Origin of the sequence: Microbacterium yannicii (assembly GCF_024055635.1) — a bacterium.
Taxonomy (GTDB): Bacteria; Actinomycetota; Actinomycetes; order Actinomycetales; family Microbacteriaceae; genus Microbacterium; species Microbacterium yannicii.
The window spans coordinates 194,751-214,360 of the sequence record NZ_JAMXMB010000008.1; the positions used below are offsets into that span (position 1 = coordinate 194,751).

21 protein-coding genes and 1 tRNA gene are annotated in these 19,610 nt (G+C 70.3%); 3 read left to right on the top strand and 19 right to left on the bottom strand.

The features are described from left to right. Positions 1-51 precede the first annotated feature (51 nt). Genes NCG93_RS04010 through NCG93_RS04035 form a run of 6 tightly spaced genes read right to left on the bottom strand, consistent with a single transcriptional unit; the run spans position 52 to position 6,270 of the window. Positions 52-1,728: an acyl-CoA dehydrogenase family protein gene (locus tag NCG93_RS04010; RefSeq protein ID WP_194415304.1), complete on the bottom strand. Its 1,677-nt coding sequence runs from the start codon at positions 1,726-1,728 to the stop codon at positions 52-54. Next, positions 1,725-2,810 carry a zinc-binding metallopeptidase family protein gene (locus NCG93_RS04015; RefSeq protein WP_194415303.1) on the bottom strand — a complete coding sequence of 362 codons (1,086 nt, stop codon included), beginning with the start codon at positions 2,808-2,810 and terminating at the stop codon, positions 1,725-1,727. The genes NCG93_RS04010 and NCG93_RS04015 overlap by 4 nt, the downstream gene beginning before the upstream one ends. Before the next feature lie 41 nt (positions 2,811-2,851). Continuing rightward, positions 2,852-3,985, bottom strand: a complete 1,134-nt coding sequence (locus NCG93_RS04020; protein WP_194415302.1) for a PQQ-dependent sugar dehydrogenase — start codon at positions 3,983-3,985, stop codon at positions 2,852-2,854. After that, positions 3,982-4,458 carry a VOC family protein gene (locus NCG93_RS04025; RefSeq protein WP_194415301.1) on the bottom strand — a complete coding sequence of 159 codons (477 nt, stop codon included), beginning with the start codon at positions 4,456-4,458 and terminating at the stop codon, positions 3,982-3,984. Before NCG93_RS04025 ends, NCG93_RS04020 begins: the two co-directional genes overlap by 4 nt. Positions 4,459-4,511: 53 nt before the next feature. Then, complete coding sequence (locus NCG93_RS04030; protein ID WP_241742254.1) at positions 4,512-5,579, bottom strand: sensor histidine kinase; 1,068 nt, start codon at positions 5,577-5,579, stop codon at positions 4,512-4,514. A 10-nt stretch (positions 5,580-5,589) separates the two neighbouring features. Then, a complete protein-coding gene (locus NCG93_RS04035) occupies positions 5,590-6,270 on the bottom strand; it encodes a response regulator transcription factor (RefSeq protein WP_194415299.1) in 681 nt (226 codons plus the stop codon). An 86-nt stretch (positions 6,271-6,356) separates the two neighbouring features. Here NCG93_RS04035 and NCG93_RS04040 point away from each other — a divergent pair, with 86 nt between their 5' ends. After that, positions 6,357-7,022, top strand: a complete 666-nt coding sequence (locus tag NCG93_RS04040; RefSeq protein ID WP_194415298.1) for a M15 family metallopeptidase — start codon at positions 6,357-6,359, stop codon at positions 7,020-7,022. Positions 7,023-7,105: 83 nt separating this feature from the next. Here NCG93_RS04040 and NCG93_RS04045 read toward each other — a convergent pair. From NCG93_RS04045 to rplU, 10 genes are all read right to left on the bottom strand, one after another. Beyond that, positions 7,106-7,178, bottom strand: a tRNA-Ala gene (locus NCG93_RS04045). Between the two features lie 71 nt (positions 7,179-7,249). Continuing rightward, the gene (gene rsfS, locus NCG93_RS04050; RefSeq protein WP_194415297.1) at positions 7,250-7,630 is read right to left on the bottom strand and encodes a ribosome silencing factor; all 381 of its coding nucleotides are present in this window, start codon (positions 7,628-7,630) and stop codon (positions 7,250-7,252) included. Further along, positions 7,630-8,922: a hypothetical protein gene (locus NCG93_RS04055; RefSeq protein ID WP_194415296.1), complete on the bottom strand. Its 1,293-nt coding sequence runs from the start codon at positions 8,920-8,922 to the stop codon at positions 7,630-7,632. Before NCG93_RS04055 ends, rsfS begins: the two co-directional genes overlap by 1 nt. After that, positions 8,919-9,515: a nicotinate-nucleotide adenylyltransferase gene (gene nadD / locus NCG93_RS04060; protein ID WP_194415295.1), complete on the bottom strand. Its 597-nt coding sequence runs from the start codon at positions 9,513-9,515 to the stop codon at positions 8,919-8,921. The genes NCG93_RS04055 and nadD overlap by 4 nt, the downstream gene beginning before the upstream one ends. 10 nt (positions 9,516-9,525) lie before the next feature. Beyond that, on the bottom strand, positions 9,526-9,750 hold the full coding sequence (locus tag NCG93_RS04065; RefSeq protein ID WP_194415294.1) for a hypothetical protein: 225 nt from the start codon (positions 9,748-9,750) through the stop codon (positions 9,526-9,528). A gap of 54 nt (positions 9,751-9,804) precedes the next feature. Further along, on the bottom strand, positions 9,805-11,064 hold the full coding sequence (locus tag NCG93_RS04070; RefSeq protein WP_194415293.1) for a glutamate-5-semialdehyde dehydrogenase: 1,260 nt from the start codon (positions 11,062-11,064) through the stop codon (positions 9,805-9,807). Then, positions 11,061-11,903, bottom strand: coding sequence for a glutamate 5-kinase (gene proB, locus NCG93_RS04075; protein WP_194415292.1), 843 nt, complete (start codon positions 11,901-11,903; stop codon positions 11,061-11,063). Before proB ends, NCG93_RS04070 begins: the two co-directional genes overlap by 4 nt. Continuing rightward, positions 11,900-13,408 (bottom strand): GTPase ObgE, encoded by a 1,509-nt coding sequence (gene obgE / locus NCG93_RS04080; protein ID WP_194415291.1) that lies wholly within the window; start codon positions 13,406-13,408, stop codon positions 11,900-11,902. Before obgE ends, proB begins: the two co-directional genes overlap by 4 nt. Before the next feature lie 124 nt (positions 13,409-13,532). After that, positions 13,533-13,790, bottom strand: a complete 258-nt coding sequence (gene rpmA / locus NCG93_RS04085) for a 50S ribosomal protein L27 (RefSeq protein ID WP_194415290.1) — start codon at positions 13,788-13,790, stop codon at positions 13,533-13,535. A gap of 20 nt (positions 13,791-13,810) precedes the next feature. Beyond that, positions 13,811-14,119 (bottom strand): 50S ribosomal protein L21, encoded by a 309-nt coding sequence (rplU, locus tag NCG93_RS04090; RefSeq protein ID WP_141894409.1) that lies wholly within the window; start codon positions 14,117-14,119, stop codon positions 13,811-13,813. Positions 14,120-14,275: 156 nt separating this feature from the next. Here rplU and NCG93_RS04095 point away from each other — a divergent pair, with 156 nt between their 5' ends. Further along, the gene (locus NCG93_RS04095) at positions 14,276-14,542 is read left to right on the top strand and encodes a DUF4031 domain-containing protein (RefSeq protein ID WP_194415289.1); all 267 of its coding nucleotides are present in this window, start codon (positions 14,276-14,278) and stop codon (positions 14,540-14,542) included. A 4-nt stretch (positions 14,543-14,546) separates the two neighbouring features. Here NCG93_RS04095 and NCG93_RS04100 read toward each other — a convergent pair whose 3' ends face one another. Together NCG93_RS04100 and NCG93_RS04105 are read right to left on the bottom strand one after the other, a co-directional pair. After that, positions 14,547-15,641 (bottom strand): glycosyltransferase, encoded by a 1,095-nt coding sequence (locus tag NCG93_RS04100; protein ID WP_194415288.1) that lies wholly within the window; start codon positions 15,639-15,641, stop codon positions 14,547-14,549. Positions 15,642-15,747: 106 nt separating this feature from the next. Beyond that, a complete protein-coding gene (locus NCG93_RS04105; RefSeq protein ID WP_194415287.1) occupies positions 15,748-18,150 on the bottom strand; it encodes an Rne/Rng family ribonuclease in 2,403 nt (800 codons plus the stop codon). A gap of 343 nt (positions 18,151-18,493) precedes the next feature. On the opposite strand from NCG93_RS04105, the gene NCG93_RS04110 reads away from it, so the two are divergent. Further along, positions 18,494-19,111, top strand: coding sequence for a vitamin K epoxide reductase family protein (locus NCG93_RS04110; RefSeq protein WP_194415286.1), 618 nt, complete (start codon positions 18,494-18,496; stop codon positions 19,109-19,111). A gap of 36 nt (positions 19,112-19,147) precedes the next feature. Here NCG93_RS04110 and ndk read toward each other — a convergent pair whose 3' ends face one another. After that, positions 19,148-19,564 carry a nucleoside-diphosphate kinase gene (gene ndk / locus NCG93_RS04115; RefSeq protein WP_194415285.1) on the bottom strand — a complete coding sequence of 139 codons (417 nt, stop codon included), beginning with the start codon at positions 19,562-19,564 and terminating at the stop codon, positions 19,148-19,150. Positions 19,565-19,610: the final 46 nt, after the last annotated feature.

Consider the following 19,610-nt stretch of genomic DNA (forward strand, 5'->3'; position numbering starts at 1 on the left):
AGGCGGGCCGGGTGCGAGGGTTCTGGGAACGACAGGAACGTGGGAGCCGGCTCAGTGCCGCGCGACGATCGCGGCGGCATCCGTTCCCCGGGGCAGCACGCCGTACTGCGCCCCGCGGTCGTCGCCGAGGCGCGCGGCGATGAACGCCTCGGCGTCGCGGCCCGGTGCGTGGCGGAGCATGAGCGATGCCTGGAACGCGAGTGCTAAGTCTTCGCTGAGACGCCTGGCCTGGGATGCCGCTTCGCCGGGATCGGCGGTCAGCCGCTGCAGCAGCACCAGCGTGCGCTCGACGTGACGATCGAGGACCGCCGACGCACCGCTCGTGGCGGCCAGCTCATCGGCGAAGGCCTCGCCGGATTCGCGGTCGCGTGTGAGCGCCCGCAGCACGTCCAGCGCGATGACGTTGCCCGAGCCCTCCCAGATCGCCATGACCGGCTGCTCGCGATACCGGCGGGCGAGCGGGAACGACTCGGTGTAGCCGTTGCCGCCGAGGCACTCGAGCGCCTCGTACGCGTGCTGCGGGCCGCGCTTGCACACCCAGTACTTCGACACCGGCGTCGCGAGCCGCCGGAGGGTCACGTCGCGGTCGGACGCCTCCGCCTCGAAGAGCTGCGCCAGGCGCATGCCGGTGAGCATCGCCGCCTCGTACTCGAGCGAGAGGTCGGCGAGCACGCCGGTCATCGCAGGCTGGTCCACGAGCAGCGCGCCGAACGCCTCACGCCCGCGGGCGTGCCAGAGCGCCTCGGCGAGAGACTGCCGCATTCCCGCCGCGGTGCCGAGCACGCAGTCGAGGCGCGTGCGCTGCACCATCTCGATGATGGTGCGCACTCCGCGTCCCGGCTCGCCGACGAGGAATCCGACAGTGCCGTCGAACTCGACCTCCGCCGAGGCGTTGGAGCGATTGCCGAGCTTGTCCTTCAGCCGCTGGATGCGGAACACGTTGCGCATGCCGTGCGGCAGGCCGCGGGGTACGAACAGGCATGTCAGCCCCTCGTCGACCCCGCTGCTTCGGGTGTGCGCCAGCACGAGGAACCCGTCCGACATCGGCGCCGAGCAGAACCACTTGTGGCCGGTGAGCTGGTATGCGTGACCGCCCATGGACTCGCCGACAGTGGTGCCGGCACGCACGTCCGATCCGCCCTGCTTCTCGGTCATCGCCATGCCGATGAGCGCGCTCGTCTTCTCGCCCGCCACGATGAGACGCGGTTCGTACTCGCGCGAGTACAGGCGCGGCAGCCAGGCGTCGGCGATCCAGGGTGAGCCCTCGATCGCGGCCACGGCGGCATGGGTCATCGAGACCGGGCAGGCGTGTCCGGGTTCCACCTGTGCGAAGAGCATGAACATGGCGGCGCGCGCCGCGTGCGCGCCCGGTCGCGGTTCGGCCCACGCCGACGTGTGCGCGCCGCGGGCCACGGCTTCGCCGATCACGCGGTGGTAGGAGGGGTCGTACTCCACCTCGTCCAGGCGGTATCCCCAGCGGTCGTGCGGGTACGCGACCGGGGTGTGGATGTTCGCCAGCTCAGCGTCGCGCTGGAACGAGCCGGAGCCGACGACTCGTCCGGCCTCGCCCAGGCCCTCTTCCGCCCATTCCGCGCCGAACGCGCGCACGGCCTCGCCCAGCGGCGTGTTGAGGGCGTACTCGTCCACGTCCACACGCCAGGGCGGCTGGTTCTCGACGTAGTGCGTCGCCGCGCCGATCACGCGCTGCCCCCGCGCGAACGTGGTCATGACCGCTCGGTCTCCGTCGCCAACGCGAGCGAGTACTGCTCTCCCTCGCTGAGTGGCGCCCGCGTGACGATGTCGTGGACGAACGCCAGTTTGTGCCGCACCGGCGTCACGATCGTGAACGGATAGAGGTCGCCGAAGCCCATCGAGCGGTTGATGCGGTTGAATCCCTGCGACAGCCACTCCCAGTCGGTGAGCAGGCGCTGGATCGGCTCGCGCTCGTACGAGGCGAGGGGCACGACGTCCGTGTCGCGGAGGTTCGTCACCGACGCATCCAGATGGATGCCGATGACCGCCGCGGTCTGGAGGGTGCCGGTGATGTGGAGGTAGTGGGCGAACGTCTCGGCGAAGTCCTCCCAGGGGTGCATCGTGGCGTACTCCGAGATGAACGACTGGCTCCAGTCGGACGGCGCACCCAGCTTGTAGTGGCGCGTCAGGGCGTCGCGGTAGCTCGTGCGCTCGTCGCCGAACAGGTCACGGCAGCGGTCCCAGAGCTCGTCGTCGGTGAGCAGCACGTTCTGGAAGTAGTGGCCGACCTCATGGCGGAGGTGACCGAGGATCGTCCGATAGGGCTCGCCCAGGCGCACGCGCAGCGCCTCCCGCCGGTCGTCTAGGCTCTCGGCGAGGTCGATCGTGATGATGCCGTGGGAGTGCCCGATGGTCACGGGCTTGCCGTCGGACAGGCTCGAGATGAGGTCGAACCCGAGACCGCCGTCCTTGACGTCCCAGCCGACGATCGGCAGCCCCAGGTCGGCGAGCTGGAGGATCAGTCGACGCTTCGCCTCTTCTGTCTTCGCGAGCTTCTCGAGGGCGACAGTGTCGTTGCCCGCCGGGCGGCGGCGGGTCAGCCGGCACGAGAAGCACCGGCCGGCGGGCGCGTTCTCCCACACGAGCCAGTTGCACGCCCACTCGCGGTTCGAACAGGTGTACCAGGTCTCCCCGTCGACGTCGGCCTGACCGTGGCGCAGGCCGACGAACTCACGCGTCGGAAGGTGGTAGCCGATCTCACCCTCGCAGTTCGGGCACCGCAGGGTGTCGAGATACACGAAGTGACGGCAATGCGGACAGCGGGGCTGCGAGCTCACGCTCTCACCGTAGCCGCTGCGCGTGCCATCCGGCGTCTGTGTCACGCCGCGGGCGCCAGCCTCACACGCAGCAGCCGGTCATCGCCGGAGCGCGGGGAGCCCCGGCCGTCGGTGTTGTTGGTGAGGAGCCACAGCGAGCCGTCCGGCAGCGCGACCGCGTCGCGGAGACGCCCGTACTCGCCGGACAGCGCCGCGACCGGCTCGTCGACGACCGTCCCCTCACGGGTGTCGAGCTGCCAGAGCCGCTCTCCGCGCAGCCCGGCGACGAACACCGTGTCGCCGACGGCGGCGATGCCGCTGGGACTCGCCTCGCTCGTCGTCCACTGGGCCACCGGATCGACGAACCCCTCACGATCGGCGACGCCCTCGACCACCGGCCAGCCGTAGTTCGCGCCCGGCTCGATGCGATTCACCTCGTCCCACGTATCCTGACCGAACTCGCTCGCCCACATCGTGCCGTCGGCCGTCCACGCGATGCCCTGGACGTTGCGATGTCCCATCGACCAGATCCGCGTGCCCCAGGGATTGCCCGGCGCCGGCTCGCCGTCCGCGGTCATGCGCAGGATCTTGCCGCCCAGCGCGTCGCGGTCCTGAGCGGCGTCACGCTGCTGCGCGTCGCCGGTCGTCACGTACAGATAGCCGTCCGGGCCGAACGCCAGGCGGCCTCCATCGTGGGTGCTCGCCCGCGGAATGCCGTCCAGCACGACCTCGGACTCGCCGAGCTCGAACGATCCCGGTGCGCCGAGCAGCGGCATCCGTGCCACGCGATTGTCGTCCGCCGCGCCGAAGTAGGCGTACAGCATCGGTGTCTCGCCGGTCGTGAGCAGGGCGAGCCCGTGGAGCCCCGATTCTCCGCCCGACACGACGCCGGGCACCACGCCTGCCTCGCGGAGGTCGCCGTCCGCCGTCAATTCGAGCACCGCGCCGTCATCGCGCTGCGAGACCAGGGCGCCTCCGCCGGGGAGCGGGACGACCGACCACGGTGCGGCGAGGCCGGACGCCAGGGTGCCGGTCACCTCTGCGACCCGCCACCAGGTGTCCGCCCCGGGTGATGAGCTCGGTCCCACCGTGGGTGCCTCTGCAGAAGGCGCCGGCCGTGGCGTAGAGACGCTGCAGCCGGTGGCGGTCATCAGCACCAGGAGGAGGCATCCGATCGCCCGTCCGGTCCGCCTCATCCGTCCGCCACGGCAGCCTCGAGGGTGGCGAGGTCGATGCGGCGCATCCTGAGCATCGCCTGCACGGCGCGGTGTGCGATCTCGGGGTCGGGATGGCGGATCAGCTCGACCAGCCGGTCGGGGATGATCTGCCACGACAGGCCCCAGCGGTCCTTGAGCCACCCGCACGGCTGCTCCTGCCCGCCGTCCACGGTCAGGGCGTCCCAATAGCGGTCGACCTCCGCCTGGTCACGGCACGGCACATACAGCGAGAACGCCTCGGTGAAAGGGAACTGCGGTCCGGCATCCATTCCGAGGTAGTCGCGTCCCCCGAGCCGGAAGTGCACGTGCATGACCTTTCCCCCCATGCCGGGAACCTCGTCGGGATAGCGATCGATGCTCACCACCTCCGAGTCGGGGATGAGCGCGGTGTAGAAGGCGACAGCCTCCTCGGCGCTGTCATCGAACCAGAGGAAGGGGGTGACTGCGCTCATGCGTCCCACCTTCGTCGACAGGGCGAAGGCGCGCAATGGGGGGATCGCCGTGCTCATTCCGCGGGGCGCGGCAGGCGCACGGTGACGCGGAGACCTCCGTCGGGGCGCGCGGCGAGGTCGAGGGTCCCGCCGTGCGCCTGTGCGATGCTGCGGACGATGGCCAGGCCCAGACCCACGCCGGCGTGATCGTCGGTGCGGATGCGTTCGCTCCCCCGCTGGAACGGCTCGGCCAGCGTCGAGACGAGCAGCGGGCTGAGCTTCTCCCCCGTGTTCTCCACCACGATCTCGGCGGCATCGGGCTGCACCGACGTGACGATGTCGACGATGCCGTCGGCGGGCAGGTTGTGGACGATGGCGTTGTGAACGAGGTTCGACACCAGCTGCCGCAGCAGCGCGGGGGAACCGGACGCGGGCGTCACCGCGCCGAGCGTGCGCAGTGTCGTCCCACGTGCCTCGGCGAGCGGCAGCAGCGCCTCCGCGGCCTCCTCGGCCAAGAGCGACAGGTCCACCGTCTCGCAAGTGAAGGAGCGCTGATCCGCCCTACTCAGGAGCAGGAGCGCCTCGGTGAGGCCGATCGCGCGGGTGTTCACGATGCGCAGTCGCTCGATCAGTTCGTCGACGTCACGGTCGGGATCTTTGCGCGCGACATCCAGCAGCGTTCGGGTGATCGCCAGCGGCGTGCGCAGCTCGTGGGAGGCGTTGGCGGCGAACCGACGCTGCTCGGCGACGTGGGACTCCAGCCGCGCGAGCATGGCATCGAAGCTGTCCGCCAGCTCGCGGAACTCGTCCTCGGCGCCCTCGAGCTCGATCCGATGCGACAGCGAGCCGCCCGCGGCGAGTCGGGTCGCCTCCGTGATGCGTCGCAGGGGCGCCAGCATCCGTCCGGCGAGGAACCATCCGCCCAGCAGCCCGAACGCGAGGAGGAAGAGCAGCGCCCAGACGGCCGCCGGTGCGAAGGCGCGGATGAGGTCGCCGCGGTTCGGCACGAACGGGCCGGGTCCGGTGATCGGCCCATCGGGGACATAGCGCAGGAGGAAGGCCCACACGATCCCGAGCAGCACCGCGCCCGCGACCATCAGGAACCCCGCGTAGCTCAGGGTCAGCTTGAGCCGTACGCTCAGCCCGGGCTCCCTACTCACCGCCGGCACTTCCGTCCGCGTCGATCCGGTAACCGACGCCCGGAACGGTGGCGATGACCCAGGGCTCGCCGAGGCGCTTGCGCAGCGTCGACACCGTGATGCGCACCGCGTTGGTGAACGGGTCGGCGTTCTCGTCCCATGCGCGCTCCAGCAGGTCCTCTGCGCTGACGACACCGCCCTCGGCCGCCATCAGCACCTCGAGCACGGCGAACTGCTTGCGGGTGAGGGCGATGTAGCGATCGTCGCGATAGACCTCGCGGCGGAACGGATCCAGCCGCAGTCCCACGAGCTCTCGCACCGGTGGACGGCTGTGCGCGCGGCGGCGGTCCAGTGCGCGCAGTCGCAGCACGAGCTCCTGCAGATCGAACGGCTTCGTCAGGTAGTCGTCGGCGCCCACCCCGAAGCCCGTGGCCTTGTCATCGATGCGGTCGGCAGCAGTGAGCATGAGGATCGGGATGCCGCTGCCCGAGGCGACGATGTGCGCCGCGACCTCGTCGCCCGACGGGCCTGGTATGTCACGGTCGAGCACCGCGATGTCGTAGACGTTGATGCTCAGCAGCTCCAGCGCGGTGTCTCCGTCGCCCGCGATGTCCGCCGCGATCGCCTCCAGGCGCAGACCGTCGCGGATGGCCTGAGCCATCAGAGGTTCGTCTTCCACCACCAGCACGCGCATGCTCTGATCGTACGAGCCGGCGCATATCGTCCAGCTATCGGAAAGCGCATACGCCCTCGCAACGCCCGCGCGTGTGGGGTGGGGGCATGACTCGAACTGCTTCCGCACGCCTGAAGCTCACCGTGGCGCTGTGGGGCGTGATCCTCGCCCTGGTCGTCGTGTGCGCGGTGTCCGTCGGCGCGGCGCTCCACCAGTCCGCGGCGGCTGCCGACAGATCCGGGCCGGGGAGCCCCCCTCCCCGGCCCGGCACTGCCGCGCCGGCACAGGGTGACGCCGAGGCGTCGGCCGACGGCGTCGTCACCGAGGAGGACGGCATCCTCCCCGCCGGCGTCTCAGTGTTCGACGACGCCTACCCCGGCGTCGCGCGCCTCTCTCCGGAACTGGGCGACGCGCTGCGTCGAGCGGCTGACGACGCCGCGCAGCAGGGCGTCGTGATCCACGTCAACAGCGGGTGGCGGTCCCCCGAATACCAGGACCAGCTGCTTCAGGATGCGGTGTCCGACTACGGCTCGGAGGCGGAAGCCGCGAGATGGGTGGCCACTGCCGCCACCTCGGCCCACGTCGCCGGCGAAGCCGTCGACATCGGCTCCTTCGACGCGGTCGCCTGGATGTCCACGCACGGCGCGGCGTACGGGCTGTGTCAGACGTACAGCAACGAGTCCTGGCACTTCGAACTGCGCCCGGACGCGGTCCGCGGCGGCTGCCCGACACCGTACGCCGATCCGACGCAGGATCCGCGGATGCAGGGATGACCACGACGGATCGGTGTCACCGTCACGGTGCACGTGGCTGGGGAAAACCGAAAGGCCGCCCTGATCGGGCGGCCTTTTCTCGGTGGACCTGAGGGGACTCGAACCCCTGACCCCCTGCATGCCATGCAGGTGCGCTACCAGCTGCGCCACAGGCCCTGACGCTGCTCTCGCTCCCGCGAGGCAACTCGTCAAGCTTACAACATTCCGAGCGGTGCTCCGAACCAGGATCAGTCCTCGGCGGCGGCCGGCGTGGGCAGTTCGACCGGCACCACAGGGCAGTCCTTCCAGAGCCGCTCGAGCCCGTAGTAGATGCGCTCCTCCTCGTGGAAGACATGCACCACCAGGTCGCCGAAGTCGATCAGCACCCAGCGCGACTCCTGCCGGCCCTCGCGTCGCAGGCGCTTGTGACCGGCCTCGAGAAGCCTGTCTTCGACCTCGTCGGCGATCGCCGCGACGTTGCGCTCACTGCGCCCGGTCACGAGCAGAAAGATGTCCACCAGCGGGAGCGGCTCCGACACGTCGAGGGCGACGAGATCCTCGCCGCCCTTCGCGTCCGCCGCCGCTGCGGCGATCTGGAGCATGTCATGGGACTGCGCACTCGCGACCATCAGAAGACTCCTGTCACGAAGGCGAGGATGAGCACTCCGACCAGGGCGAGGGCGAGGACGCCCGCCGTGATGGCAAGCGACATCATGAGCTTGCCGCCCTTCTCGGGAGTGGGGGGCTTGATGACTTCGCCGGGGGTCTTGACCGTGCTCACGGCGGCGCTGGCGGCGATCGGCGTCGGCGACGAGTGCGACGGCAGCTCGCCGTCGACGAGCGTGGCGTCGATCTCCTTTCCATCGGCCGTGCCCTTTGCGCGGCCGGTGGAACCGAGACCCTCGGGCAGATTGAACGTACCGGTGACGATGACCTCGCCGGTCGCCGTGACCGGGGCCACGAGCGGGGAGACTTCCGGCGCCTGGGAGACGATCAGCGTGTTCGGGATGGCGATGGATCCCGTCGTGCGCGACAGCAGCTGATCGAACGACGGCGGGAACTCGACGGCCGTCGGCTCCGCGTGGACGGGCGCTTCCTCGAGGAGGCCGGCGCCGAGGAGCGGACTGACCGCCTTCGGCGCGGCTGCGGGCTCCTCGACGGACTGCCCGCCGGCCGAGCCGAGGACGTCCGAGAACGGCTCGTCCTGTCGGTCGTCGTCGTCGACCTCCGGAGCCGCTGTCGCAGCGGTGAAGGCAGGCACGGCGATCGGTGCCGAGGGAGCCGGCTGATCCCAGCGCGGCGCCGGTTCGACCGCTTCGGGTGCAGATTCGCGCGGCAGGCCGAACAGGGCGTGCATCCCGCTGTCCGTCGGGACCTGCGAGTCGTCCGCCGGTGCGTTCACCAGCGGGTTGCCGGTCTCGCCGAGCGGCGTCGCAGGCGGGGGCGCGACCGGGAAGCCGAACGCCGGCACCGCACCGGACGAGGCCGCTGCATGGGCCGCGACCACCTCGGGCGTGATGACGGGCACCGACGCGGTGCGGATGCGCTCCTGCTGGCGTGCCTGCCGGCGGGTCAGCGGGGAGACTCCGAGGTCGACCGCGGAGTCGGGCACCGGAGCAGGAGCGACCGGTGCCGGTTCGGCGGGGCGCGGGAACGGAGCCGCATTGACGGGCGCCGCGCTCAGGGGTGCTGCCGAGAACGGCGATGCCGGGGACGGGGCGCCGGTGACAGGCTCGCCGGTGACGGGCGGCGGAGCGACGACGGCGTCGGCCGGTGAGGGCTCGACGGAGGTGGCCGGGTTCTCGACAGGGTCGTCGGACGCCGGAGTCGCAGTGATAACGGGAGTGGATCCCGTGTTCCGCAGTTCGCGGATCTGCTTACGGGTGAGGGCTGGCGTTGCCGGGTGCTCGGGTGTACTCATTCCTTGCTCCGGTAGAGATGATGCTTCGCAATGTATTGGACGACCCCGTCGGGCACGAGGTACCACACGGGATGACCTCGCTGAACTCGATCGCGGCAGTCCGTCGACGAGATCGAAAGGGCGGGGATCTCGAGCTGGCTGACGTCCTCGCTGGGCAGACCGTCGGTGTTCAGAACGTGTCCGGGCCGGGAGACCGCGACGAAGTGGGCGAGATCCCACAACTCATCATGGTCTCTCCAACTGAGAATTTGCGCTATGGCGTCCGCGCCGGTGATGAAGAACAGCTCCGCGTCCGGGCGCTGGGCCTTCAGATCGCGGAGCGTGTCGATGGTGTACGTGGGGCCGTCGCGGTCGATGTCGACGCGGCTGACCGTGAAGCGGGGGTTGGATGCCGTGGCGATGACGGTCATCAGATAGCGATGCTCGCTCGGCGACACGTCGGCCTTCTGCCACGGCTCACCGGTGGGCACGAAGACGACCTCATCGAGGTCGAACCACTGTGCGACTTCGCTGGCCGCCACCAGGTGCCCGTGATGGACGGGGTCGAACGTGCCGCCCATCACCCCCACTCTGGGAGCTGTCGTCACCGACATGCAGAGGACCTCAGTGACCGTGCCCCGCTCGCTGTACGTCGTTGGCGTGCGCCTTGGCATACGCCTCCGCCTTGTGGGCGTGGCGGTTCGCCACGTTGCGGTACGACAGCGTCACGAGCGCCAGTGCGGCGAAGACCACGATCGCGGTGATGCCGTACCCGACGGTCTCGAGGGCGACGTTGCCGTGGTGCTCGGACTCCTCCGCAGCAAGGGCGATGATCGTGGCGAGTGTCATTCGGGCTCCGTTCGGGTTCGCCGCGGGGACGCGGGACGGGTCAAGTCTATTCCGTTACGCGCGGACCTGCCCGGCGCCTCGCGCGAGCCACTTCGAGCTGGTGAGCTCGGCGAGCCCCATCGGCCCACGAGCGTGCAGCTTCTGCGTGGAGATGCCGACCTCGGCGCCGAAGCCGAACTCGCCGCCGTCGGTGAACCGCGTCGAGGTGTTGGTCATCACGACGGCCGAATCGACCTCGGCGAGGAAGCGGGCCTCGTTGGCGGCGTCCTGCGTCACGATCGACTCCGTGTGGTGGGTCGAATACCGGCGGATGTGCGCGAGCGCCTCGTCCAGATCGTCGACGACGCGCATGGCCAGGTCCAGGCTGAGGTACTCGGTCGCCCAGTCCTCGTCGGTCGCAGGGACGATCCCCGCGGCGAGCCGCTCGACGCTGGGATCGCCGTGGACGGTGACGCCGCTCTGCTGCAGCGCCGACACCACCGGCCCCACGAGGCGATCGGCGGCGGCTCGGTGGACGAGCACCGTCTCGACGGCGTTGCACACGCTCGGACGCTGCGTCTTGGCGTTCACGACGATGTCGCGTGCCCAGTCGAGCGGTGCCGTCTCATCGAGCACGATGTGGACCACACCGGCGCCGGTTTCGATGACCGGTACGGACGACTCCGTGACGACGGTCTCGATCAGCTGCGCGCTGCCGCGGGGAACCAGCACGTCCACGACGCCGCGGGCGTGCATCAGCTCGCGCGCCCCCTCGCGTCCGAACTCGTCGACGGTCTGGATTGCCTCCGGGTCGATGCCCCGGTCGGCCAGGGCGCCGCGCATCTCCCGCACGAGCGCCGCGTTGGTGTGCTCGGCGGCCGTGCCGCCGCGCAGGACGACGGCATTGCCCGATCGCAGCGCCAGCGCGGCGATGTCGACCGTGACGTTGGGGCGGGCCTCGTAGATGGAGCCCACGACGCCGAACGGCACCGACACCTTGGTGAGCGACACCCCGTTCGTGAGGGTGCGCTCGTCGAGGATTCGGCCGACCGGATCAGGCAGCCCGGCGATCTCGCGCACTGCGGCGGCAAGGGCTGCCACCCGCGGTTCGTCCAGGCGCAGCCGGTCCTGCAGGGCGGTGGAGAGCCCGCCCTCGCTCCCACGGCGCAGATCCTCGGCGTTGGCGGCGACGATCTCGGGAGCTGCCGCCTCGATCGCGTCGGCGATCGCGAGCAGCGCATCGCGCTTGGCATCGTCCCCGAGAAGGCCGATGCTGCGCGCCGCGTCCTTGGCGAGCAGCATCCGTTCCCGTGCCGTCGTGGCGGTGGTGGTCATCCGCCCAGTGTATCGACCGCCGTGCGGACCGCGCCGGTCGCGGCAGGCGCCGTGGGCTCCGGGTTGGGCTGGAACCAGGTGCCGATCTCGTCGCCCGCGAGGGCTTCGCCGACGAGGTCGGCACTGGTGACCAGCACGCCGATTCCGGATGCCGCGGCCAGCCGCGCCGCCGACACCTTGGTGGCGGCGCCCCCGGTTCCCACGCTGTTGACGACGACCGAGCCGAACTCGAAGCCGTGCAGATCGTCGCCGTACGTCACGTGCGGGATCGGCCGGGCGCCGGGCTCGTCGGGCGGACGGGTGTAGAGGCATTCGATGTCGCTCAGCAGCACCAGCGCGTCGGCGCCGATCAGCTGCGCCACGAGGGCCGCGAGGCGGTCGTTGTCGCCGAATCGGATCTCGTGTGTCGCGACGGTGTCGTTCTCGTTGACGATCGGGAGGATGCGCAGGCCGAGAAGGCGCTCCATGGCACGACGGGCGTTCGACCGGTGCATGGGGTTCTCGAGGTCGCCCGCCGTCAGCAGCACCTGGCCCGCGACGATGTGGAACGGGCGCAGCGCATCCTGGTACCGATAGATGAGCACGTTCTGGCCCACCGCAGCCGCCGCCTGCTGCGTGGCGAGGTCGCTCGGGCGCTCGTCGAGCAGCAGATAGGGCATGCCGGTCGCGATGGCGCCCGACGAGACCAGGACGACCTCCGTGCCGCGCGCGTGCGCGGCGGCGAGGGCGTCGACGAGCGGCGTGATCTTGTGGGCGCTGTCGCCGCTGATCGAGGACGAGCCGACCTTGACGACGACCCGGCGGGCTGCCGGGAGGTCGCGGCGCTCGCGCGCGCTCACTCGGCGTCCTCCTCGTTTCGGTAGCGCTCTGCGATGCGCTCGGCCTCGAGCTCCGCGCGAGCCTCAGCCTTCGCGTCCATCAGGTCGTGATACTTCTCGCGGCGCTCCGACGTGGTGCGGCGGGTGTCGCGCAGCAGGCGCGGATCGGTGCCGCGCGGCGCGGCCATCAGCTCCGCGTTCGACGAGATCGACGGCTCCCAGTCGAACACGATGCCGTCGCCCTCGCCGATGACGACGGTGGCACCCGGGGTGGCGCCGGCGCGGAACAGTTCGAGCTCGACGCCGAGCTTCTCCAGCCGGTCACCGAGGTAGCCCACGGCCTCTTCGTTCTGGAAGTCGGTCTGCTGGACCCACTTGAGCGGCTTGTCGCCGAGGATGCGGTAGATGTTGCCGTAGGTGCCGCCTTCGACGCGCACCGAGAACTCCTTCTGCGAGCCCCGGGGCCTGATGACGAGCCGCTCGGGCGCGGGCGCGGCGGCCAGCTCGGCGCGATGCTTCGCGACGATGTCGCCGAGGGCGAAGGTGAGCTGTCGCAGTCCCTCGTGGCTCACGGTGGAGATCTCGAACACGCGGAAGCCCCGCGCCTCGAGATCGGGGCGCACCAGGTCGGCGAGATCCTTCGCCTCCGGCACATCGACCTTGTTGAGGGCGATGAGCTGCGGGCGCTCCAGCAGCGGCAGCTGCCCCTCCGGAACGGGGTAGGCCGCCAGTTCGGCCATGATGACCTCGAGGTCGCTGAGCGGGTCGCGGCCCGGTTCGAGCGTCGCGCAGTCGAGGACGTGCACGAGCGCCGTGCACCGCTCGACGTGGCGCAGGAACTCGAGCCCCAGCCCCTTGCCCTCGCTCGCGCCCTCGATGAGGCCGGGCACGTCGGCGACCGTGAACCGCTGCTCCCCCGCCTGGACGACGCCGAGGTTCGGGTGCAGCGTGGTGAACGGGTAGTCGGCGATCTTGGGCCGGGCAGCGGAGATCGCGGCGATCAGGCTCGACTTGCCGGCCGACGGGAAGCCCACGAGCGCGACGTCGGCGACGGTCTTCAGTTCGAGGAGGACGTCGCCCTCCCAGCCCGGGGTGCCGAGGAGCGCGAAGCCCGGCGCCTTGCGCTTCGGGTTCGCGAGTGCGGCGTTGCCCAGCCCGCCCAGGCCGCCGGGAGCGGCCACGAAGCGCATGCCGGGCTCGATCAGGTCGACGAGCGTCTCGCCGGACTCGTCCTTGACGACCGTGCCCACCGGCACGGGGAGCTCGAGCGTCTCTCCCGCAGCTCCGGAGCGGTGATCGCCCATGCCGAAGCCCCCGTTGCCCGCGGAGCGATGAGGAGAGTGGTGGTACGACAACAGCGTCGTCACCTGGGGGTCGGCGACCAGCACGACGTCGCCGCCGTGACCGCCGTTGCCACCGTCGGGACCGGCGAGCGGCTTGAACTTCTCGCGCTTGACCGACACGCAGCCGTTGCCGCCCTTGCCGGCGCGCAGGTGAAGCGTCACTCGGTCGACGAACGTGACCATGCGGTCCCCCTGAGGTGTGGATGCTTCCCGACGGACGGGCGAGCGGTAAAGGGAAAAGGGCGAGCCGAAGCCCGCCCCTTCCGGAATTCTGCACCGCTCTCGCGGTGTGTGAGCCTGTCGTAGGCTACTGCGCGACCGCCACGATGTTGACGACCTTGCGGCCGCCCTTCTGACCGAACTCGACCGCGCCGGGGGCGAGGGCGAACAGCGTGTCGTCGCCACCGCGACCGACGTTGGCGCCGGGGTGGAAGTGCGTGCCGCGCTGACGGACGATGATCTCGCCGGCGAGGACCTTCTGGCCGCCGAAGCGCTTCACGCCCAGTCGCTGAGCGTTGGAGTCACGACCGTTGCGGGTGGAGCTTGCGCCCTTTTTGTGTGCCATCTCTGCGTCTCTTCCTGGACTTACTTGATGCCGGTGACCTTGACGCGCGTGAGGTCCTGACGGTGCCCCTGGCGCTTCTTGTAACCGGTCTTGTTCTTGAACTTCTGGATCACGATCTTCGGGCCGCGCTCCTCACCGAGCACCTCGGCGGTGACGGTGACCTTCGCGAGCTTGTCCGCGTCCGTCGTGACGGCGTCGCCGTCGACGAAGAGCACCGCGGGGAGCTCGATCTTGTCGCCGACCTTGGCGGCCTGGCGATCGAGGACGACGATCGTGCCGACCTCGACCTTCTCCTGCCGGCCTCCGGCGCGCACAACTGCGTAAACCACTTCACACCTGTTTCTTCTGGGAGCGCACGCGCTCAGGATGTCATCAAAGAGTTGGCGCGGAAATCTCGACGCACCAAGGGTCTACTTTATCAGATGCGCGATGACTCCGCGAAAGCACGCCGACGTCGTGTCGGGGTGTCCCCGTAGGATCTGCACGTGGCGATCCTGATCGACGATCCTCGCTGGCCGGCGCACGGCCGGCTGTGGGCGCATCTGGTGACCGATTCCGACCTCGAGGAGCTCCATGCGTTCGCCGCCGCGAACGGGATCCCCCGCCGTGGTTTCGACCTCGATCACTACGACGTGCCCGAAGAGGCGCACGCGCGGCTGGTCGCCGCCGGGGCGCAGCACGTCACCGGGCACGAGCTGGTCAGGCGCCTGATCACCTCCGGGCTGAGGGTGCGGGCGCGCGACCGGCACTGATCCTTCACCGCGCGACGGATGCCGACAGCTCGAGCACGTCGGCCGCTCGTCCTGGTCCGTCCCACGTGCGGATGGCTTCTCCCAGGCGCTTCGCACGAGCGTGCATCCGGTCGTCGGCGAGGGCGTCCTCGATGGCCCGACGGATCAGCGCAGGCTCGGACCGGCGCGACATCGTGACGCCGACGCAGGCCCGCGCGGCGGCGCGGCCCATGCGCGGCTGATCGGACGTCGCGTCCAGCGGCAGGATGAGCACGGGAACGCCGTGCGCGAGGGACGCCAGCGTCGTCCCGTGGCCGCCGTGGCCGACGACCAGGGACGCGCGCGGGAACACCTCTTCATGCGGCATCCACTGGTGCACCTCCACGCCGGCCGGCACCGCGACCTCCTCCGCCGTCATCGCGGGTCCGAGTGTCGCCACCACGTGCGCGTCGAGACCCTCGACGGCGGCGAAGACCCGCCGCCACGTCGCCACGAGGTCGGTGAAGCGGAAGGTGCTGAGGCTCACCGCCACCGTCGGCTCCGTCGGTGCGGCGGCGACGGCAGTCGTCATCGCGCCGGCGTACACGATCGCTCCGCGGACGGCCGACAGCTCCGGTGGGGGCGGGAACGGGCCGGTGAGACCGGGAACGGACGCCACGAGGATCGGGGCCGCGTGCTTCCGGGGCCGACCGACACGCACGTCGCGGGGCCACGCCAGGGGGCCGAGCACCCGGAAGCCCGGCGCCAGGAAGCCATGCATGGTGTGCTCCAGCAGGACGAAGGTCTGCTGCATCCTGTCGAGGATGTCGGCGACGGCCAGCAGCATGCAGTCGACGACGACGACGTCCGCCGGATCGGCGGCCAGCTGCGACAGCGTGTCGTCGGCCAGTCCACGGTCGGTGAAGAGCCGGAGCATGCCGGCCGGGCGCGGATCGAGCACGAAGCCGGGCGCGCTCGCGAAGGCGGTGAACCTCAGCCCGGCCGCGCGGTACGCGGCTGCCTGCGAGTCGTGTCCGAGAACGCGCACCTCGTGGCCGCGCTGCACCAGAGCGCGGGCGATCGCGATGGTGGGCATGCGATTTCCGCCGCCGTCCCACGTGACGAACACGTAGCGCGCCATGGCGTCCCCATTCCCCGCCCCGGCGCCCACCTTAGCGAGCGGCGGGCTGCCCCGACAGAGGGCGCGCTCCCGGGCCGGCGATGGCCGGCCCGGGAGCGCAGGACTCTCAGTCCTCGGCGGGCGTGTGGGGCACGGGAGTGCCCGTCAGCGCGGCGGTGGTCACGCGACGTCGCGAGCGTCCCTGACCGGGGGCCTTGGGCTCGGGGAGGGCGTTGAGCACCGAGTCGAGGAGCAGGTCCTTCTCGGTCCGGCTCTCCTTCTTCGCGCCGGAATCCTGACGCTTCTTGCGCTGCTTCTTGGGGCGCTCGGCGGCCGCCCGCTCGACGACCGGCTCGGGTTCGGCGACCGCGGGCTCGTCGTTGTGATGGATCGTGGATGCCGCGATCTGCGCGAGCGCCGACTTGACGCCCTCCGTGATGACGTGGGTGCCGTTCGACCCTCCCGTCGCGGGAGCCGGCGTGCCGCCGCGGGGGCGGCGTCCGGACGCGGGGGCGCCGGCAGCGGCCACCCGGTGCTTGACCACAGGGTCGTGGTGCACGATCACGCCACGGCCGGCGCACACCTCGCACGCCTCGCTGAAGGTCTCGAGCAGACCCAGGCCCAGCTTCTTGCGCGTCATCTGCACGAGACCGAGCGAGGTGACCTCGGCCACCTGGTGCTTGGTGCGGTCCCGGCTGAGGCACTCGACCAGACGGCGCAGGACGAGATCGCGGTTGGACTCGAGCACCATGTCGATGAAGTCCACGACGATGATGCCGCCGATGTCGCGCAGGCGCAGCTGGCGGACGATCTCTTCGGCCGCCTCGAGGTTGTTCTTCGTGACGGTCTCCTCGAGGTTGCCGCCGGAGCCGACGAACTTCCCGGTGTTGACGTCGACGACCGTCATGGCCTCGGTGCGGTCGATGACCAGTGAGCCGCCGGACGGCAGCCAGACCTTGCGGTCCAGGGCCTTCTCGATCTGCTCCGTCACACGGAACGCATCGAACGGGTCCTGGTCGCTCTCGTAGCGCTCGACGCGGTCGAGCAGGTCCGGTGCGACGGACTCGAGGTACTTGGAGATCGTGTGATGCGCGTCCTCGCCCTGGATGAGCATCTTCGAGAAGTCCTCGTTGAAGACGTCGCGCACGATCTTGACCAGCAGATCCGGCTCGGAGTGCAGCAGAGCCGGCGCCTGGATCGTCTCGATCTGCTTGGAGATGTGCTCCCACTGGTTGGTGAGGCGCTGCACGTCGCGGGTGAGCTGGTCCTCGGTGGCGCCCTCGGCAGCGGTGCGGACGATGACGCCCGACGACTCCGGGAGCACCTCCTTGAGGATCTTCTTCAGACGCGCACGCTCGGTGTCGGGCAGCTTGCGCGAGATGCCGTTCATGGCGCCGCCGGGCACGTACACGAGGTAGCGGCCGGGGAGCGAGATCTGGCTCGTGAGACGGGCGCCCTTGTGGCCGACCGGATCCTTCGTCACCTGCACCAGCACGCGGTCGCCCGTCTTGAGGGCGAGCTCGATGCGGCGGGGCTGGTTGCCGGTCTCGACGGCGTCCCAGTCGACTTCACCGGAGTACAGCACGGCGTTGCGGCCGCGGCCGATGTCGACGAACGCCGCCTCCATGCTCGGGAGCACGTTCTGGACGCGCCCGAGGTACACGTTGCCGATGAGCGACGCGTCCTGGTTGCGGGCGACGTAGTGCTCGACGAGCACGTTGTCCTCCTGCACGGCGATCTGCACGCGACCGTTGCGCGAGCGCACGATCATGACGCGGTCGACCGACTCGCGACGGGCGAGGAACTCCGCCTCGGTCACGACGGCGCGGCGCCGCCCGGCTTCGCGGCCGTCACGGCGTCGCTGCTTCTTCGCCTCGAGGCGCGTCGACCCCTTGATGCGCTGGGGCTCGGTGATGAGCTCGACCGCGCGCTGGCGAGGCTGAGGCGGTGCCTGCTCGGAAGGAGCGGATGCCTCGTCGCGGCCCTCTCCGCCGCGGCGGCGGCTGCGGCGGCGAGAGCTGCTCGCCGAGGCGGACGCCTCGGGCTCGTCCTCCTCCGGCGGTCGACCGGCTCGCGCGGGGAGCGGTGCGATCTCGGGCGCGTAGAAGACGAGCTGCGTCGAGACGGCCGACACGAACTGCTGCGGCAGCAGTCCCAGGCTGACCGCCGTGGGGAGCTCGGGCTCCGAGGGAGCCTCCGGCTCCGGCGCGGCTGCGGTTTCGGGGTCAGCGGCGGCGGCCGGCTCCGGCTCGGGCTCAGGCGCCGCGCCGTCCGCTACGTCGCCCTGGGACTCCTCGTCGGCGACCGGCGCCGCAGCGTCCTCGCGAGGGCTCTCGGGCTCCGCAGCGTGGTCCTGGGGCTCGTCCCGCGGGCTGTCGTGCTCCGCGGAGGGGTGGTCCGCGACCTCGGGCGAGGAGTCCTCGCCGGAGTGACCCGCCTCAGGAGCGAGCGTCCCTGCGTCGCCGGCTGGTGTCAGCGGCGCGTCGGGTTCGGTCTGAGGGGTGAATTCGGCATCGTTTCCATCAGCCATCACTGGCGTACTCCTAGCGGGGCGACACCGCGCGTCGCCCGGCGAAATCTCGTGCGGCGCCGCCCATGCCCCTCCGGACGGGGCGGTGCCGCGAACTCACTCGGTCTGCAGCGGATATCCGGCGCTAGGCGGATGCTCGCGCTGCCAAGGGCATTCGTCGCCCTGAAGTCTTCTGGTGATGATCGTCACGACGCGGCCGTGAGTCATCGACCCCCATTATCGCACTTCCCCCGCCAGAATGCCCATTCGCGGCGTGGGAAGGCGTCCCCCACACCGCAGCCCCGCGATTCCGCGCGGCGGCGGGTGCGGCATCCGTGCAGTTCTCGATGCCATAATCCGAGTCATGCCCGAGCAGCAGACCCATGCCCGTCCCACGGGATTCGCCATCTGGCTCGTGATCGCGGGCGTCGTCGGGTGGTGGGCGGCGTTCTCGCTCACGATCGAGAAGCTCCACGCCCTCGCGAATCCGAATGCGATCGCCTCGTGCGACCTCAGCGTGCTCGTGCAGTGCACCAAGAACCTCGATTCGTGGCAGGGCAGCCTCTTCGGCTTCCCGAACCCCATCGTCGGGATCGCCGGTTGGGTCGCACCGATCGTGGTAGGGATGGCGATCCTGGCCGGAGCGCGTTTCGCACGCTGGTTCTGGTGGTGCTTCTGGGCCGGGATCGCGTTCGCATTCGGCCTCGTCCTGTGGCTGATCGGCCAGAGCATCTACGACCTGCACACGCTCTGCCCGTGGTGCATGGTCACGTGGTCGGTCACGATCCCGACGTTCTACGCGGTCACGCTGCACCTGCTGCGTGCGGGTGTCGTGCCGGTGTCGGAGCGCGTGCGCCACGCCGCCGACCGCCTCATGGCGTGGGTCCCACTCGCGACGATCGTGAGCTTCGCGATCATCCTGCTGCTCGCACAGGTCGAGATGGACGCCGTCGTCAACATCTGGCAGACGCTGTTCGGCTGACCGCGGGAGCGTCCGGGCGGTCAGCCGGCGCGCTGATCAGGCGAACCAGATCCCCAGCTCGCGGGCGGCGGATTCCGGGCTGTCCGAACCGTGCACGAGGTTCTGCTGCACCTTGAGGCCCCAGTCGCGACCGAAGTCGCCGCGGATGGTGCCCGGCGCCGCCGTCGTGGGATCGGTCGTGCCGGCGAGCGAACGGAACCCTTCGATGACGCGATTGCCGGCCAGGCGGATCGCGACGGAGGGACCCGACATCATGAACTCGAGCAGCGGCTCGTAGAACGGCTTTCCCTCGTGCTCGGCATAGTGCCGCTCCAGGGTCTCGCGGTCCGGCTCGACCAGCCGGATGTCGACCAGCGCGTAGCCCTTCGCCTCGATGCGGGCGAGGATCGCGCCGGTCAGGCCGCGGGCGACGCCATCCGGCTTGACGAGGACGAGGGTCTCTTCGGTGGCCATGCGGGTCTCCGTTTCGGATCGGGTCATGAGAAGGACAGAGCTGTCG